Here is a 15,281-nt window from a genome sequence, read left to right as displayed (position 1 = left end):
GGCATGCCCCAGGCCCGACATGGGCATCAGCATGGGAGAGTGAGATGAGCGCGCCGAGCGAAGACCCCGAACTGTTGTTCGAGCTGCGCGAGGATGGTGTCGCCGTCATCACCCTCAACCGGCCACGCGCGAAGAACACCGTCTCCTTCACCATGTGGGAGCAGTTTTCCGCCGCGCTCGACCGGCTGGAAAATGCGACGCCAGCGCGGATGCTGCTGCTGTGCGGGGCGGATGGCTATTTCAGCAATGGCGGCGACGTGAAGCTGCCGCCGGCGCGGGGCGAGGGGGCGTTGCGGCTCGCCGCTCGGCTGGAGATGGGGCAGCGGATCATTCGCCGGCTGCGCGCGCTGCCGATCCCGACCGTGGCAGCAGTGGAGGGTGGCGCCTATGGCGTGTCCTGGAGCCTGGCGATGGCCTGCGACATGATCTTTGCTGCCGACAATGCGCGGTTCGGTGCGCCGTTTCTGGATTTTGGGCTCGTCCCCGATGGCGGGGCGGCCTGGTTCCTGACCCGGCAACTGGGGCGGGCACGCGCGGCCGAGATCATCTTTTCGGGGCGGACATTGGAGGCGGCCGAGGCATTGAGCCTGGGGCTGGTCAGCCGACTGGTGCCGCCGGGCGAGGCGGTCGCGCAGGCCCTGGCGCTGGGCGCGACGATCGGTGGCGGCAATGCCCATGCGGTCGAACTGACCAAGCGGCTGCTCGACCAGGCGGAAAGCGGCGACCTGTCGGCCAATCATGCGCTGGAACTGGTCTATTGCCACACCTGCCAGGCGGGGGAGGAAGTGCCCCGCGCCCGCGAGGCGTTCAGGGCACGCGCAGCGGCGAAGGCTGCCGCGAAGGTCGCAACTGGGGCGAAGGAATAAGTCATGCAGTTCGACATGCGCAGCCTGCCGATGGCGACCCGCTACAAGATCGTCAATTCGACCATCACCCCGCGTCCGATCGCCTGGATCACCACCCGGTCCGAAGCGGGCGTGGTCAATGCCGCGCCCTACAGCTTCTTCAACTGCGTCGGCACGGAGCCGCCGTTAGTGGCGCTGGGCCTGCTGAAGGAGCCGGTATCGCGCGGCCTGAAGAACACGGCCGCTAACATCATCGCCACCGGCGAATTCGTCGTGAACCTGGTGTGCGAGGATGATGCCGAGAAGATGAACCATTGCAGCGTCGATGCGCCGGCCGATGTCAGCGAGATCGACTATGCCGGGATCGAGACCGCGCCGTCGGTGCTGGTCGCGCCGCCGCTGATCGCCAGCAGCCCGGTCAGCTTCGAATGCCGCAAGGTCGCGGCGATGGACATCGGCACGATGCAGACGGTGATCATCGGCGAGATCGTGATGGCGCATATCCGCGACGAGTTCATCACCGATCGCGAGCGGGTCTATTTCGATACGCCGGCGATGAAATTGATCGGCCGCACCCATGGCAGCGGCTGGTATGTGCGCAACGGCGACAGTTTCCAGATGGACCGGCCGCGTTATGATCCGGCACGGCTGACGGGCAAGGAATGAATTTGAACCTATAGTGCAATATTACTTGCGCTGCCGGGAAAAAGCGTGTCTGTTTCAAGGGAAAGGTCGGAGGCGCGATTCCGCGCACTATCGGCCAGATCCGAACAAGAGGCGGCGCAGACCGCCAAACAGGAGTGCGTGATGCCCGGCCCTCTGGACCATCTTGTCGTTATCGAGCTGTCGACCGAAATGCCGGTCGCGATTGCGGGCATGCTGCTCGCCGACCATGGCGCCGACGTGCTGAAGGTCGAGCCCAGGGGCGGCGCCTATTTCGCCCATGAACTGACCCGCAAGAGCTGGGACCGGTCCAAGCGCAGCGTTGAGCTGGACGTGGCCGATGCGGATGATCGGGCGGCGCTGCGCGGATTGCTCGGCGGAGCGGACATCTTCATCCATGCACTGGAGGAGGGAGAAGCGAAGGCGCTTGGCCTGGACGGCGAGAGCCTGGCGCGCGACTATCCGGAGCTGATCGTGTCGGCGCTGACCGCCTATGGCGCTGACACGCCCTTTGCCGACCGGCCGCGCGGCGAGGGGCTGGCGGCGGCGCTGCTCGGCACGATGATCGACAAGTCCAGCCCGTTCCGCGAGGGGCCGGTCTATCTCGGTCATCCCGCGCTCCATTATGGTCAGGCGTTTCTGGGCGTGATCGGCGCGCTGACGGCTATCCGGGCGCGGCGGTCGAGCGGCAAGGGACAGAAGGTCGAATCCTCGCTGCTCGACGCGATGCTGGCCCAATCGCCGATGAACAATTGGTGGCAGGAAGACGGTATTTCCTACATCAAGGCGGGGGATTCCGGCGCGGTCGACCGGTTTGGCCGGACCCGGCTGGTGACCGGCATGTTCGAATGCGGCGACGGCCTGTTCCTGCAGATCCATACCGGCGGGCAGGGCGGCTTCAAGGCGGCGATGGACCAGCTGGGCTTTGGCGACCGGGTGTCGGTGGTGAAGAGCGCGGCGGAAATGTCGGTGCCATTGAGCGACGACGAATATCATATCGCCCGCGTCGAGATTTTCGATGCGTTCAAGGCGCGCCCGCGCGCCGAATGGATCGCGCTGTTCCAGGCGGCCGATGTGGCGGCGCTGCCGGTGCTGGAGCCGGCCGAAGTCTTGCTGGACGAGCAGGTGGAGTTTGTCGGGCAACGGATTGCGCTGCCAGACGCGGAATTCGGCACCATCTATCAGGCCGCACCGGCCGTGCGGTTCGATCGCACGCCCTGCGCCGCGCCGCGCCCGGCGCCGGCGATCGGCGCCGACAATGGCGTTCTGGCCGACCTGATTGCGCGCAAGCGGGGCGAACTGGTGGCGGCGGGCAAGCCGATCGACCGGCCGCTCGAAGGCATCAAGGTGGTGGACTTCTCGTCCTTCTTCGCGGTCGGCTTTGGCGGGCGGCTGCTGTCGGACCTGGGCGCCGACGTCATCAAGGTGGAGACGCCCGACGGCGACCAGATGCGGCCGCTGCCCGACTGTTTCGACGCGGCGCAGCGCGGCAAGCGCGACATCGTGCTGAACCTGAAGCAGCCCGAGGCGCTGGAGGCGGCGCTGAAGCTGGTGTCTGAGGCCGATGTCGTCACCCATAATCTGCGCCCCGGCAAGGCTGACAAGCTGGGCATCGGCTATGAGGCGCTGTCGAAGATCAATCCGCGCCTGCTCTATGTCTATCTGCCCGGCTATGGCTCCAAGGGCCCCAAGTCGTTGCTCAAGAGCTTTGCGCCTCTGGTGTCGGGCTGGACCGGTCTGCTCTATGAAGGGGGCGGCGCGGGCAATCCGCCGACCCGGTCTGTGTTCGGCAATGAGGATTATAATAACGGCTTCCTGGGCGCTGCGGGCATATTGATGGGGCTGGAAGCGCGCGCGATCAGCGGCGTCGGCGACTATATGGAGATACCCCAGCTCCATTCGAGCCTGTGGACCACGTCCGAGCATTTCCTGGATGCCGACAAGCAGGTCGTCTACGGCTTCCGCCTCGACAAGGATCAGGCCGGCTATAATGCGCTCGACCGGCTCTATCGCACGAGCGACGGCTGGCTCTGCATTGCGTGTCGGCAGGATGATCGCTTCGCGGCGCTGGCGCGGGCGGTGGGGCAGGCCGGGCTGATCGACGATCCGCGCTTTGTCTCGCCACAGGAACGGTCGCTGCATGACGCGGCGCTGCGGGCGGCGCTGGAGCCCTGGTTTGCCGACAAGACCAGCGCGGAGGCCTTTGCCCTGCTCGATGCGGTGGGCGTGCCGTGCGAGATACCGGCGTCCAAGAGCTGGGTGCGTGAGGCGCTGTGGCAGGACTGGGCGGTGGCCAGCAACCGGGTGATCGAGAATTTCGATTCCATGTATGGCCATGTCCGCCAATTCGGCAGCTTCATCCATCTGAGCGACACGCCGGGCCATGCGCGCAAGTCCGCGCCGCGCCTGGGCGAGCATACGCGGCAGATATTGGCCGAGATCGGCTATGCGCCGGACGCGATCAACGCGCTAATCGACAGCGGCAAGGCGATGCAGGCGGCGGACGTGACCGGCCGCATCCAGTCGCGCGTCTCGGCCGCCTGAACCAACAGCCAATAATCGGGAAGAGGAACCCAAAGGGTGCAGTTGAACCTTCGTTACGACATGAACCGGCCGGATTTCGGCGCGCCGCATCCCGTGCTGTACCGCACCGCGATCGAGCAGGCGCAATGGGCCGACAGGTTGGGCTTCACCCAGGTGTTCCTGGCCGAGCATCATGGCGCGGAGGGCGGCTATTGCCCGTCCTCCATGGTGCAGGCGGCGTCGATCCTGGGAGCGACGGAGAATATCGTCGCGCATCTGTCGGCGCTGGTCGTCACCATGCATGATCCGCTGCGGCTGGCGGAGGATCTGGCGGTGCTGGACAATATCGCGCCCGGGCGCGTGTGGCTGACCGCCGGCATGGGCTATCGCCCGCATGAGTTCGAGATGTTCGGCAAGGACATCAGCAAGCGGCTGGCGATCATGAACGAGGCGATGGCCACGCTGAAGCAGGCCTGGACCGGTGAGCCGTTCGAGTTTCGCGAGCGCACCGTGCGGGTGACGCCGGCCCCGGCGACGCCGGGTGGTCCCAAAATCTACATGGGCGGGTCGACCGACAAGTCGGCGATCCGCGCGGCCAAGGGCGGCTATCAATATTTCCCCGGCCATCCCGACCTGTTCACCCTCTACAAAGAGGAGCGGGAAAAGGCCGGCTTCCCGCCGCCCGAGGAACTGCGCCAGCCGGCAGCGAGCTTCCTCTATGTCTCCGACGATCCGGATCGCGACTGGCCGCTGGTGGCGCCGCATGTCGCCTATGCGACCAACGCCTATGCCGAATGGGCCAAGGAGCGCGGCACCGGCCAGACACGCTACAAGCCTGCCGAGACGATCGAGGGGCTGAAGGCGATGCCGAACATCAAGGTGCTGACGCCCGACGAATGTTTTGAATATCTCAAGGGGCTGGGCCGGGGCACCGCCGTCACCTTCCACGCGCTGCTGGGCGGGCTGGACCCCGAAGTGTCGTGGCGCAGCCTGCGCCTGTTCGAGAAGGAGGTGCTGCCGCGCCTGCGCGCCGAGCCGGGCCTGCTGGAAAATCCGGGAGAATGAGCATGGAAGAACGCAATCGTCGCGGCACGCTGGCCGCCATGCTGGCGCTGCCGATCGGCATGGCCGCGGCTGCCGAGGCATCGGCCGCAGCCCCCAGGGGAAAGGCAAGCGGCATGGACATGGCCCAGCGGCTGGACATCGTCGAGTCCAAGCAGGCGATCACCGAACTCCTCTATGCCTATGCGCGGGCCAATGACCGGGCGGACGAGGCGCTGCTGCGATCGCTCTTCTGGCCGGAATCGACGCACAAGCATGGCAAGTTCGAGGGCAAGTCGTCCGATTTCGTCGGCTTCGCCTTCAAGATCGTGTCGACGCTGAAATATGCCTGCCACCACATCACCAATGTCTCGGTCGAGGTGAAGGGGGACAAGGCTTTTTCCGAATGCTATTATTTCGCGCAGCATCGGCGCGACCGCAAGGAAGGCGGGGGCGAGGAGGATGTCTTCTTCCAGGGCCGCTATCTCGACGATCTGGAGCGGCGGAACGGGGTGTGGAAGATCATCCGTCGCCGGGGCCTGTCCGACTATACCTCGCCGCCCGAACCGGCGCAGACGCCCTATGCCGACTGGCCGGCGGGGCAGCATAGCGAGAAATATCCGAGCGACGACTATTACAAGATGCGCCAGCAGTTTCTGGGCAGCTGATCCGTGCGGGCGCTGATGTGCGAGGCGCATGGCGCGCCCGAGCAACTGGCGTTCCGGGACGTGCCCGTGCCCCAGCCAGGGCCGGGCGAGATCAGGCTGGCGGTGCGGGCGGCAAGCGTCAATTTCCCTGACGCGCTGATGATCCAGAATCTCTACCAGACCAAGCCGCCCTTGCCCTTCATCCCCGGCGGCGAGGCGGCCGGGGTGGTCGATGCGATCGGCGAGGGTGTCAGCGGCTTTCAGGTCGGGGACCGGGTAGCGGCAATCCCGTTCCAGGGCGCCTTTGCCGAGCAGGCGGTGGCGCCGGCTTTCCGTACCAGCATCATTCCCGACGCGATGGGCTTCGATGTCGCGGCCGGTTTCACCATGGTCTATGCGACGGCGCTGCACGGGCTGCGCCAGCGCGGGCGGTTGCAGGCGGGCGAGACGCTGCTGGTGCTGGGCGCTGCGGGCGGCGTGGGGCTGGCGGCGGTGGAGATCGGCAAGCGCATGGGTGCGCGGGTGATCGCGGCGGCCTCCAGCGCGGAAAAGCGGGAGCTGGCGCGGGCGCATGGCGCGGGCGAGACGGTGAATTATGCTGAGGTCGACATCAAGCAGGCGGTGAAGGCGCTGGCCGGGGAACGCGGCGTCGATGTGATCTTCGATCCGGTCGGTGGCGATCTGGCCGAGCCGGCCTTCCGCACCATGGGTTGGGACGGGCGCTATCTGGTGGTCGGCTTTGCCGCCGGGACCATCCCTGCGATCCCGCTGAACCTGCCGCTGGTGAAGACGGCGTCGATCGTCGGCGTGACATGGGGGATGCACAGTCGGCGCGAGCCGGACATCCATGCCGCCAATATGGCACAGCTTTATGACTGGTATGAGCAGGGCGGACTGCGGCCGGCGATCGGCGCGCGCTTCGGCTTTGACGAGAGCCGGGCGGCGATGCGCTGGATCATGGACCGCAAGGCGCAGGGCAAGGTGGTGATCGAGATGGCCTGAGCGGGTCACTACAGGGTCAGGCTCAGGTCATCGTCGCGAAGTTCACACCGTTGATCATCGAAAATTGGGGCGGTTTGACGCGCAAACGCGCCGCCAAAGTCACGCCGACGCGACAGTCACGCGACATTGGGGTCACTCCCGCGCGTCTGTGACGCGACACGAACGCGCCTCTTGGGTTACGCATGGCATTGAAGCAGATCGGCTGGTCCATGGCGGAGTATGGAGCAGAAAAGCGTGCAGTAGGAAAGTGGTGCGTCAGCTGGCTGGCCAATTGGCGAGCGGGGCGCCGGCGATGGTGGTGTGGGCCTGGACGATCATGCCCTTGCCGCGCGAGACCACATAGAGCGTGCGGCGGTCCGGCCCGCCCCAGCAGAGATTGGTCGGCATCGCGATCTTTTCGCCGGCGGGATCATGCAGGATGTCGATCTGCCGGCCCTGCGGGGTCAGCGCGACCAGCCGGTTGGAAAAGGGCAGGGTGATCCAGAGATTGCCGGCCCTGTCGAAGGCGATGCCGTCGCAATAGCCCAGCGCTGCCTTTTCCTGCGGCGGCAGGGCGAGGATGGCCTTGACCGTCTGGTCGGGGACGACGGCGCCCAGTTGCGGGCCGAAATCCTGCGGGTCGGCAAGGGTGCCGTCGGCGTTGCGGCGCCAGCGGCGGATGCGCCCTTCGGCGGTCAGCGAGGCATAGACATGGCGTTCGTCCCGGTCGAGGCAGAGGCCGTTGACCCCGCGCAGGGCGCGCGCGACGATCGCGGCGCTGCCGTCGGGCCGGACCATGTAGATGAAGCCGGCCGGCGTGGTGGTGCCGATATTGGCGACCGGCCCCCAACTGCTGTGGGTGCAATAGATGCTGCCATCGCGCGCGGTGGCCGGGCCGTTGGAGGCGACGAGCTGGCGTCCCTCCAGTTCCGAGACGAGCGTTTCGACCGTGCCGGTTTCAAGGGTGATGCGCTGGAGCGGGCCAGGCTGCTGCTTGAGCAGGCCCATATTCGCGACGATCAAGCGGCCCTGCGCATCGACGGCGACGCGATTGGCGGCGAGCGGCGCGCCGACCTGCCGCAGCGGCTGTCCCGGTGTCAGAACGCCGATCGCGCCGCCGCTGTTGGACAGGAACAGGCGGCCGTCGGGGGCGCTGGCGACGCCCTCGGCATGGTCGAGCCCGTCGATGACCAAGCTGAAATCGGCCGGGGTCAGGGGCGCCGGAACAGTGGATGCGCGCGGCGTGCCGGCGCGGGTGCAGCCGGCGAGCGCGAGCGCCGTGCCGCCGAGCATCACTGTGCGCCGGTCCAACTGCATGTCAGCGAACCGGCGCGAAGCCGGCGATGCGATGATCGCCCGCCTCGACCGGGCGGAAGCGCAGGCGCATGTCGCAGGCCGGCTCGACGCCTTCATCATCGACCAATATGCCCGCGATCCGCACGCCCGGCGCATCGTCGGGCTCGAACAGGATGACGGTGTAGGGGACTTCAGCCTTGTGGTCGCCGGGCAGCAGGCTGCGGATCACGGTGGTGAAGCTATAGGCCTTGCCCTCGGCCGAGACCGGGCGCCATTCCAGCACAGCATCGGGCTTTCCGGGGACGACCTCTGGCGGATACCAGACCCATTCGCCAGTTTCGGCGTCGACGGTGATGCGCAGTTCGCCGGCATCGAGGCCGTCGTAGAAGCCCTGGAACAGCGGGTCTTCCAGATGGACGGGATAGATGGGAATGCCCATGGTCAGTCCCTCGCAAGGATGGTGGTGGAATGATTATTGCCGCCCAGGCCCGCGACCGCGCAGAGGCGGGCGTTGGGCACCTGGCGGTCGCCCTCCTGCCCGCGCAGCTGGCGCACGGCCTCGATCAGCAGGTTGATGCCGGGGACATAGCCGCCCGACATATGGCCGCCGCTGGTGTTGACCGGCATCCGGCCACCCGGTTTCGCATGGCCGGCGGCGTAGAAGCGCGCGCCTTCGCCGCGATCGCACAGGCCCAGCATCTCGGTCTGGACGATCGCCGAGATGGAGAAGCCGTCATAGACCTGCGCGAGGTTCAGATCTTTGGGGTCGACGCCGGCCATGGCATAGGCCTGCGCCGCCGAGTCCCAGCCGGGATAGTCGAAGGTGCAGGGTTTCTGCGTGAACAGCACGCCATGGGGGTAATTATTGTAGCCGATGCCGACGCCCTGCACCGATATCACCGGATGGGGGAGGTCGCGGGCGGCCTCCACCGCGCTCACCACATAGGCGCCGCCGCCATCGGTGGTGAGGCAGCAGTCGGCGACGCGCAGCGGGGTCGAGATCATCGGCGTCTGGCGATAGGCGTCGAGGTCCATCGGATCGCGCTTCTGCGCGCTGGGCGTCAGCGCCGCCCAGGCACGGTATGTCATCGAGACGGAGGCCAGTTCCGCCTCGCTCATGCCGAATTCATGGGCGTAGCGATTGGCCATGGTGGCGAAATAGGTGGGCTGGCCGAAGAAGCCGGCGGGCATTTCCAGCCCGGCCTTTTGCGGCTCGCGCGCGTGGAAGCCGTAGACGCCGCCCGGCTTGGTCGAGCGGATGGCATAGGGGACGAGGACATGGCGGGCGAGCCCGGCCTCGATCGCCAACTGCGCCAGCCGCAGCGCGTCGCCGGTGGTGGCGGTGCCGCCCGCCGTGTCGGCGACGGCGGTGAAGCGCCGGGTCGCGGCGCCGATTGCATGGGCGACCTCCTCCGACGGGTGACCAACATATTTGTTGCTGACATGGCCGTCGATATCGGCGGGGGTGAGGCCCGCATCGGCGATCGCGGCCAGGCTGGCGCGGGTCATCATCTGCATCACCGTTTCCTCGCCCTTGCGCAGGAACGCGGTTTCGCCAATGCCGGTGATGGCGATTTTATTGCCCTTCATCATGCGTCCCTGAACCCCTTGCCCTGTGCCACCAGTCGTTCGATCAGCGGGGAGGGGGTGAAGGCGGCGCCATGCGCGGCCTCCAGCGCCCGGAGTCGGTCGAGGACGGTGGGAAGCCCCTGGAGATCGGCCCAGAACATCGGGCCGCCGCGATATTTCGGCCAGCCATAGCCGGTGATCCAGACGATATCGATGTCGGACGCGCGCGAGGCGATGCCTTCGTCGAGGATGCGGGCGCCCTCATTCACCATGGCGAAGAGGATGCGATCCTGGATTTCCGCATCGCTGACGTCGCGGCGGGCGATGCCCTGTTTCGCGGCGAAATCCTCGATCACCTGCATCGCGACCGGCGAGGGGGTCTGCTTGCGGTTGTCGTCATAGTCGTAGAAGCCGCCCTTCGTCTTCTGTCCGTGGCGGCCCATTTCGTTGAGGATTTCGCGGACATTGGCGGAGCTGGTCGTCTTGGGGTTCCAGCCGACATCGAGCCCGACCAGATCGCGCATCTGGAAATGGCCCATGGCAAAGCCGAAGTCGTACAGCACCTTGTCCACCGCCCAGGGCGTGGCCCCTTCGAGGATCAGTTGGTCGGCTTGCATATTGCGGGCGGCGAGGATGCGGTTGCCGACGAAACCATAGCCATTGCCGACCAGCACGCCGATCTTGCCGATCGTCTTGGCGAGCTTCATGGCGGTGGCGATGATCTCCGGCTTGGTGTCCCTGGTGCGGACCACCTCCAGCAGTTTCATGACATTGGCCGGCGAGAAGAAATGGAGGCCGACGACGCTGTCGGGCCGGCTGGTGGCGGCGGCGATGTCGTCAATGTCGAGATAGGAGGTGTTGGTGGCGAGGATGGCGCCCGGCTTGGCGATCCTGTCGAGCTTGGCGAAGACCTCGCGTTTCACATCGATCTGCTCGAACACCGCTTCGATGATCAGGTCGCAATCGGCCAGATCCTCCATCGCGATCGATCCGGTGAGCAGGCCCATGCGGGTATCGACATCCTCGGGCTTCATCTTGCCCTTCTTGGCGGTCGTCTCATAATTGCCGCGGATGATGCGCAGGCCGCGGAACAGCGCGTCCTCGTTGGTTTCGACCAGGGTGACGGGGATGCCGGCATTGGCGAAGTTCATCGCGATGCCGCCGCCCATGGTGCCGGCGCCGATGACGCCAACCTTGGCGATCGGCAGGATCGGGGTGTCGGCGGGCAGGCTGTCGACCTTGGCGGCCTGACGCTCGGCGAAGAAGACATGGCGCTGGGCGGCGGACTGGCTGTCGGCCTGCAACTCGTTGAACAATTGCCGCTCGAAGGTCATGCCCTCATCAAAGGGCAGGTCCAGGGTCGCCTCGACGCAGCGGATGATCGCTTCGGGGGCGTTGAAGCCGCGGAATTTGCGGGCATTGGCCTTGCGGAAATCGGCGAAGATTTCGGGCTTGCCGCGCGCTTCGTCCAGTTTCTCGGTGCGGTCGCGGACCTTGAGCAGCGGGCGGCCTTCGTCGAGTACGCGCTGGGCGAGGGCGATGGCGTCGGCGCGCAACTGGCCTTCGGCGGCGAGTTCGTCGATCAGGCCCATTTCCTTGGCGGCTTTTGCCGAGACCGGGCTGCCGGCGGTCATGAGGTCCAGCGCCTTTGCGACGCCGACGATGCGGGGCAGGCGCTGGGTTCCGCCGGCGCCGGGCAGCAGGCCCAGATTGACTTCGGGCAGGCCGCATTTGGCCGAGGGGACGGCGATGCGATAATGGGCGACGAGCGCGAGTTCCAGGCCCCCGCCCAGCGCCGTGCCGTGGATGGCGGCAATCACCGGCTTGGTGGCGTTTTCCACCACCAGTTGCAGGTTGCGCAGCGTGGGTTCGACCGGCGGCTTGCCAAATTCGGTGATGTCCGCGCCGGCAAAGAAGGTGCGGCCTTCGCAGATCAGCACTATGGCGCCGACGGCGGGATCGCCAATGGCGGTCTCGACCGCACCGGCGACGCCCTGGCGCACGGCGTTGGAGAGGGCGTTCACCGGCGGCGAATTGACCGTGATGACCGCGATGGAGCCTTCCACCGCATAGGTGACGACGTCATTGACCTTCATTCAAGCCTCTGTGCGTTTGGGCGCCCGGCTGGCCGGCGGATTGCGCGGCCAGCACCTGACGGGCGCGTTGGCGGAAATAATGCTGGAGCCCGACGATCTCTTCGTCGGTCAGTTCCTGGAAGCGCGGCATGCCCCGTTCGCGCAGGATGCCATTGTGCAGCACATCCTTCATGCTGGCGGTGTCGAGCGGGACGCCCGACTGGAGCAGGTCCGGCGCGGCGCCGCCCGACACGGCGTTGGCGCCATGACAGATGGAGCAGCGCTGGCCAAAGACGGTGGCGCCGATCGCGGCCCTGGCCGGATCGACGGCGAAGGCGGGATCGTCGATCACCGGCATGTCGACGGGATCGACTTTCGGCAGCACGGCCTTGCCATCGAGGGCGAAGGTCAGGACGCGCCATTGCTGGGTGCGGTAATTCCATTCGCGCGGCAGGCCGATGGCGCTGGGGAAGCGGGAGCCGGCGATCACCGTCACATATTGCTTGCCGCGCGCGCGATAGCTGATCGGCTGGGCCATCACGGCGGTCTGGGCATCGAACGACCAGAGCGGCTTGCCGCTGGTGGCGGCATAGGCGACGAACTTGCCGCCGGCATTGCCCTGGAACAGCAGGTTGCCGGCCGTGGTAGCGGTGCCGCCGCCGCCGCGCAGGCCGGGCATCGGGATGCGCCAGGCCTCGCTTTGCGTCACCGGGTTCCAGGCGAGCAGGAAGCTGGTGGCGGGGCGATCGGGCGTGACGCCGGGCGGCGGCGCGCCGGTGCCGACGCTGATGCGCTGGCCATCGAGATGCTTCCAGCCCGCGAGCGGCTCGGCCGGGTCGATATAGACGCGGCCCTGGTCCATCGTCGGGATATAGACGAGGCCGCTGCCCGGATTGAAGGACATCGCCTCGATATTATGGGCGCCGAAGGGCGAGGGATAGACGATCGCCGCCTTGCCGCCGGGATAGCGGGCGGCGGGGTTCTCGATCGGCCGGCCGCTCTTCACGTCGATGCCGCGGGCCCAGTTGACCGGGACGATGTTGCGGGCGGAGATCAGCTTTCCGGTGGCGCGGTCGATGACGTAGAAGAAGCCGTTCTTGGGCGCGTGCATCAGCACGTCGCGGTCCTCTCCGTCGATCTTCAGCCGGGCGAGTTCCATGTCCATCGCCGAGTTGAAGTCCCAGGTCTCGCCCGGATTGGTCTGATAGTGCCAGACATATTCGCCGGTGTCGGCATCGAGCGCGACGATCGAGCAGAGGAAGAGATTGTCGCCGCCGCCCGGACTGCGGATCTTCTGGTTCCAGGGGGAGCCATTGCCGACGCCGATATAGATGCGGTTATATTTGGGGTCATAGGCCATGGCGTTCCAGGCGGTGCCGCCGCCGCCATATTTCCACCATTCGCCGGTCCAGGTCTTGGCGGCCATCGCCATCGCCTTGTTCTCGAAGCCGAGCTTCGGGTCGCCGGGCACGGTGTAGAAGCGCCAGAGCTGCTTGCCGGTCTTCTGGTCATAGGCGGTGACATAGCCGCGGATCGGCGCGAAATCGGCGCCGCCATGGCCGATCAAGACCTTGCCGTTGAACACCCAGGGGGCGCCGCTGATATAGCGTTCGTCATCCTTGCCGATGGTCTGGGTCGACCAGAGCCTGTGCCCGGTGCGGGCATTGATGGCGATCAGCCGGCCGTCGATCGTGCCGACATAGACGGCGCCATTGTCATAGGCGATGCCGCGACTGCCCCAGGCGCCGCGCATCTTCTGGTCGGCGACCTTCCAGCTTTGCGGGTCATAGGTCCATAGTTCATGGCCGGTCGTGGCGTCGACCGCGTGGACGACGCTGTAGCCCGAGGCATAATAGAGGATGCCGTCGACCGCGATCGGCGCGGTCAGGCTGGAGCCGCCGCCGTCGATATCCTGATACCAGGCGAGGCCGAGCCGGCCGACATTATGGTCGTTGATGTCCTTCAGCGGGCTGTAGTGATTTTCATCGATGCCGCCATAGCCGGGCCAGTCGGTGCCGTCGCGCCGGGCCTGGCCGGAGGGCGCGCAGGCGGCGAGCAGGGCCAGAAGCGGCAGAGTGAGGGACGCAAGACGCATGAAGATCAGCCCCCGATCGTCCGGTCGGAGGTCCAGAAACGCTGGCGCAGCGCCTTCTTGTTGACCTTGCCCATGATGGTGCGGCCGATATCATCGACCATCTCGTAGCCGCGCGGGCATTTATAGCCGGCGAGGCTGGCGCGGCAGAAGGCGTTGAGCTCTTCGGCGCTCGGCGGATCGGCCGGATCGCGCGGGATCACCAGCGCGCGGGCTTCCTCGCCCATCTCCGCATTGGGGGCGGCGACCACGGCGATGTCGGCCACCTTGGGATGGCGCAGCAGCACATGTTCGGATTCCGCCGGATAGATGTTGACGCCGCCCGACACGATCATGTCGGACACGCGATCGGTGATGAAGAGATAGCCTGCGTCATCGACATAGCCCATCTCGCCCAGGGTGAAGATGCCGGGCGCGATATGGGCGGCGGCGGTCTTTTCAGGGTCGCCGCGATAGACGATGCCATGGCCGCTGGTGTCGCGGAAATAGACCTGGCCAACCTCGTTGGCGCCCAGCACCGCGCCGTCGTCGCCATAGATGACGGTTTCGAACGGGGCCAAGGCGCGGCCGACCGATCCGGGACGCTCCAGCCATTCGGACGAGGTGATGAAGGTGGTGGAGCCGGCCTCGGTGCCGCCATAGGCCTCCACCAGCACCGGGCCGAACCAGTCGATCATCGCCTGCTTGACGGCGCGCGGGCAGGCCGCGCCGGTATGGGCGAGACGCTGGATGCTGGAGACGTCATATTTTGCGCGCACCTCTTCCGGCAGGGCGAGCATGCGCTGGAAATGGGTGGGAACCATGACCGAGCCGGCGACCCGATATTTCTCGATCAGCGCCAGCGCCTTTTCCGCGTCGAAATGCTCGACCGTGATGAGGCTCATGCCGCCGAAGACGTTGCGCGCCATGCCGAGCGGGCCGGTATGGTAGAGCGGGCCGACGGCGATGCCGGGCGAGGGGGTGATGCGGGCGCGCACGGTTTCCGCCAGCGCCTGAACCGTGGCGACGCGCGGGAAATATTGCGGCGGGGTCTCGGTCGCCTTGGGCCGGCCGGTGGTGCCAGAGGTATAATGGAGATGGGGCAGCGGCGCGACGCTGGGGTCAGGCTCGGCGGTCGAGGCGGCGGCGAGCCACGCTTCCCAATGGATCAGGCCTTCGCGATCGGGGCAGCGCCAGCCGACGACGGTGGCGACGCCGGCCTCGGCCGCGGCGGCGAGGCCCGCCTCCATCGTTTCCGGGCCGACCAGCAGGGCGACGGCGCCGCTGTCCTTGAGGATATAGGCGGCCTCTGACGGGGTGAGATGGAAGCTGACCGGGACGCTGGAAATGCCGGCCTCCAGACAGGCGACATAGGCGATCACGGTTTCCGCGCTGTTGGGGGCGAAGACGGCGACGCGCCGTTCGTGCAGGTCGAGGCCGTTCAGGGCATTGGCAGCGCGGTTGAGCAGATCATCCAGTTGCAGCCAGTCGAGCGAGACACGCTCGTCCGTCAGCGCCATGTCGGTGCGACGGTGGGGCGCGACAGCCTGGAGGGTGAGAGACATGCAGC

The 15,281-nt window shown here is 66.6% G+C and carries 12 protein-coding genes; 6 read left to right on the top strand and 6 right to left on the bottom strand.

Annotated features, from left to right (window positions below):
* The first annotated feature begins 44 nt into the window (after positions 1 to 44).
* The 6 genes from N6H05_RS17040 (at position 45) to N6H05_RS17015 (ending at position 6,721) form a co-directional block, all read left to right on the top strand.
* On the top strand, positions 45 to 866 hold the full coding sequence (locus N6H05_RS17040) for an enoyl-CoA hydratase/isomerase family protein (RefSeq protein WP_284110760.1): 822 nt from the start codon (positions 45 to 47) through the stop codon (positions 864 to 866).
* 3 nt (positions 867 to 869) lie between these two features.
* On the top strand, positions 870 to 1,511 hold the full coding sequence (locus N6H05_RS17035) for a flavin reductase family protein (protein ID WP_099233436.1): 642 nt from the start codon (positions 870 to 872) through the stop codon (positions 1,509 to 1,511).
* A 141-nt stretch (positions 1,512 to 1,652) separates the two neighbouring features.
* Positions 1,653 to 4,052 (top strand): CaiB/BaiF CoA-transferase family protein, encoded by a 2,400-nt coding sequence (locus N6H05_RS17030; RefSeq protein ID WP_284110757.1) that lies wholly within the window; start codon positions 1,653 to 1,655, stop codon positions 4,050 to 4,052.
* 36 nt (positions 4,053 to 4,088) lie between these two features.
* The gene (locus N6H05_RS17025) at positions 4,089 to 5,096 is read left to right on the top strand and encodes an LLM class flavin-dependent oxidoreductase (protein ID WP_284110756.1); all 1,008 of its coding nucleotides are present in this window, start codon (positions 4,089 to 4,091) and stop codon (positions 5,094 to 5,096) included.
* A gap of 2 nt (positions 5,097 to 5,098) precedes the next feature.
* A complete protein-coding gene (locus N6H05_RS17020; protein WP_284110754.1) occupies positions 5,099 to 5,740 on the top strand; it encodes a nuclear transport factor 2 family protein in 642 nt (213 codons plus the stop codon).
* Positions 5,741 to 5,743: 3 nt separating this feature from the next.
* Positions 5,744 to 6,721: an NADPH:quinone oxidoreductase family protein gene (locus N6H05_RS17015; protein WP_284110753.1), complete on the top strand. Its 978-nt coding sequence runs from the start codon at positions 5,744 to 5,746 to the stop codon at positions 6,719 to 6,721.
* Between the two features lie 255 nt (positions 6,722 to 6,976).
* Here N6H05_RS17015 and N6H05_RS17010 read toward each other — a convergent pair whose 3' ends face one another.
* Genes N6H05_RS17010 through N6H05_RS16985 form a run of 6 tightly spaced genes read right to left on the bottom strand, consistent with a single transcriptional unit; the run spans position 6,977 to position 15,276 of the window.
* Entirely contained in the window at positions 6,977 to 8,017 is a 1,041-nt protein-coding gene (locus tag N6H05_RS17010) for an SMP-30/gluconolactonase/LRE family protein (protein ID WP_284110751.1), read from the bottom strand.
* A gap of 1 nt (position 8,018) precedes the next feature.
* Positions 8,019 to 8,435, bottom strand: a complete 417-nt coding sequence (locus N6H05_RS17005) for a Zn-ribbon domain-containing OB-fold protein (protein ID WP_037519819.1) — start codon at positions 8,433 to 8,435, stop codon at positions 8,019 to 8,021.
* Between the two features lie 2 nt (positions 8,436 to 8,437).
* Positions 8,438 to 9,589, bottom strand: a complete 1,152-nt coding sequence (locus tag N6H05_RS17000; RefSeq protein WP_284110749.1) for a thiolase family protein — start codon at positions 9,587 to 9,589, stop codon at positions 8,438 to 8,440.
* Positions 9,586 to 11,661, bottom strand: coding sequence for a 3-hydroxyacyl-CoA dehydrogenase NAD-binding domain-containing protein (locus tag N6H05_RS16995; RefSeq protein ID WP_284110747.1), 2,076 nt, complete (start codon positions 11,659 to 11,661; stop codon positions 9,586 to 9,588). Before N6H05_RS16995 ends, N6H05_RS17000 begins: the two co-directional genes overlap by 4 nt.
* A complete protein-coding gene (locus tag N6H05_RS16990; protein ID WP_284110746.1) occupies positions 11,648 to 13,735 on the bottom strand; it encodes a PQQ-dependent dehydrogenase, methanol/ethanol family in 2,088 nt (695 codons plus the stop codon). Before N6H05_RS16990 ends, N6H05_RS16995 begins: the two co-directional genes overlap by 14 nt.
* A 5-nt stretch (positions 13,736 to 13,740) precedes the next feature.
* Positions 13,741 to 15,276, bottom strand: a complete 1,536-nt coding sequence (locus tag N6H05_RS16985; protein WP_284110745.1) for an AMP-binding protein — start codon at positions 15,274 to 15,276, stop codon at positions 13,741 to 13,743.
* Between the last annotated feature and the right edge of the window lie 5 nt (positions 15,277 to 15,281).

Origin of the sequence: Sphingobium sp. WTD-1 (genome assembly GCF_030128825.1) — a bacterium.
Taxonomy (GTDB): domain Bacteria; phylum Pseudomonadota; class Alphaproteobacteria; order Sphingomonadales; family Sphingomonadaceae; genus Sphingobium.
The sequence above is the reverse complement of the archived record's forward strand: the minus strand, read 5'-3'. Positions and strand labels throughout refer to the sequence as shown.

Bases quoted from the DNA above. Each gene is read 5' to 3' on its own strand.
- N6H05_RS16995 (WP_284110747.1), bottom strand. From the start codon at position 11,661: ATGAAGGTCAATGACGTCGTCACCTATGCGGTGGAAGGCTCCATCGCG.
- N6H05_RS17000 (WP_284110749.1), bottom strand. From the start codon at position 9,589: ATGATGAAGGGCAATAAAATCGCCATCACCGGCATTGGCGAAACCGCG.
- N6H05_RS17020 (WP_284110754.1), top strand. From the start codon at position 5,099: ATGGAAGAACGCAATCGTCGCGGCACGCTGGCCGCCATGCTGGCGCTG.
- N6H05_RS17040 (WP_284110760.1), top strand. From the start codon at position 45: ATGAGCGCGCCGAGCGAAGACCCCGAACTGTTGTTCGAGCTGCGCGAG.
- N6H05_RS17035 (WP_099233436.1), top strand. From the start codon at position 870: ATGCAGTTCGACATGCGCAGCCTGCCGATGGCGACCCGCTACAAGATC.
- N6H05_RS17005 (WP_037519819.1), bottom strand. From the start codon at position 8,435: ATGGGCATTCCCATCTATCCCGTCCATCTGGAAGACCCGCTGTTCCAG.
- N6H05_RS16990 (WP_284110746.1), bottom strand. From the start codon at position 13,735: ATGCGTCTTGCGTCCCTCACTCTGCCGCTTCTGGCCCTGCTCGCCGCC.
- N6H05_RS16985 (WP_284110745.1), bottom strand. From the start codon at position 15,276: ATGTCTCTCACCCTCCAGGCTGTCGCGCCCCACCGTCGCACCGACATG.
- N6H05_RS17010 (WP_284110751.1), bottom strand. From the start codon at position 8,017: ATGCAGTTGGACCGGCGCACAGTGATGCTCGGCGGCACGGCGCTCGCG.
- N6H05_RS17030 (WP_284110757.1), top strand. From the start codon at position 1,653: ATGCCCGGCCCTCTGGACCATCTTGTCGTTATCGAGCTGTCGACCGAA.